This is a genomic window from Stenotrophomonas sp. 05L44_2 (assembly GCF_056665995.1).
This window is the reverse complement of the sequence record NZ_JBFTNR010000915.1, coordinates 1-1,359: the sequence shown is the minus strand read 5'-3', so window position 1 is coordinate 1,359 and position 1,359 is coordinate 1. Positions and strand designations below refer to the sequence as shown.

Below are 1,359 nucleotides of genomic sequence, written 5' to 3'. Positions count from 1 at the left end.
GCGCAGGTGCATCGGCGTGTCGAGCATGCTCTCCACCGCGCGATAGATGTCCTCTTCCTCGCGGGCGCTGTACTCGCGCTTGCCGGCCAGCACCTTGATCAGGTCCGCCAGGAACTGCACGTTGCCTTCGTTGTTCTCACACTGGAACGGGTTGAAGCCGGTCGGCGCACCGTTCTCGAGGGCCAGGTAGTTGCCACCACAGGCGCGCACGAAGATCTCCGCACCTCGGTCCTTGTCGAAGAAGAAGATGGTCGGCGACGGCTCGTACTTCTGCACCTGGCTGAGCAGGAAGTTGATCAGCGCAGTCTTACCGGTACCTGACTTACCGATCACCATTGTGTTGGCGATCGCCTTCTCACCCAGCGAATTTTCCGACGGGTGGGTGGCATGGAAGTTGAAGTAGTACGGCTGGCCGTTGGTCGTCTGCAACGTGGTGACGCAATCGCCCCACGGATTGTTGTGCTGCTTGCCGGTGGCAAAATTGTGCAGCGGCGCCAAGCCCAGAAAGTTCAGCGAGCTCACGTTCGCAAGGCGGGTACGGAAGCGCCAGTTGGCCGGCAACTGTGAATAGAACGAAGAGGTGACCGCAAGGTCTTCCTTGGTGGACACGAAGCCGGCATTGGACAGTTCGGCACGGGTCGTAGCCACGTTCTGCGACAGCTTGGCCTGACTGTCGCCATACACCGCCATGATGAAGTGGTACTCGCCCAGCACGAAGTTGCCCGAAGACAGGTGGTCCATCGCCTGGTCGAGTTCGACGATCTGACTGACCGCCTTGTCACCGGAGGAAATCATCATGCCCTTGGTGCGGTCCAGCACCTTCAGTGCGTCCTGACGCCCCATCGGGCTGAACGAATGAGTGATGACGTACTCGTAATCCAGGTACTTCAGCCCATTGAGAATGCCTGGGTATGTACCCTCGGCATACTCCTTGATATTCAGGATCGCACCGAAGTGGTTGGCACCGTTCGGCGTATTGATGACGAAATCACCGGTTTTGGCTGAGAACATGTGCCGACTGACCGGCAAATAGTCCTTCACCGGCGCAGACAGCACCGGCACCGGCTCGTCGATGCGGTTGATCAGATAGCCGAACAGCTCAAGCGTCTCGGAAAACACCACGCCATTCTTGGCTTCGTACATGCCGAGGCGATACGGTGCGTAGTCGCGGATGACCGCCTCGACGTTGCCCGCCAGTTCCATCAGCTTCTCGACGGCCTGCTCCTGCTCGGCGCGAAGCTTGTCGACGTTCGCTGACTTCTCAACAAAGCGCTTACCCGCGACCACCGGACGATAAATCATCGTCAGGTAGAGCTCGTTCTGCATGATGCGCTGGGAGGAAAGCATGCCCATGTACTG

The 1,359-nt window shown here is 58.8% G+C and carries 1 protein-coding gene; it reads right to left on the bottom strand.

The window, feature by feature from the left end:
* Positions 1 to 1,359, bottom strand: a 1,359-nt coding sequence (locus tag AC1VAN_RS21935; protein ID WP_480986758.1) for a VirB4 family type IV secretion/conjugal transfer ATPase, incomplete at both ends; no start/stop codon positions are given.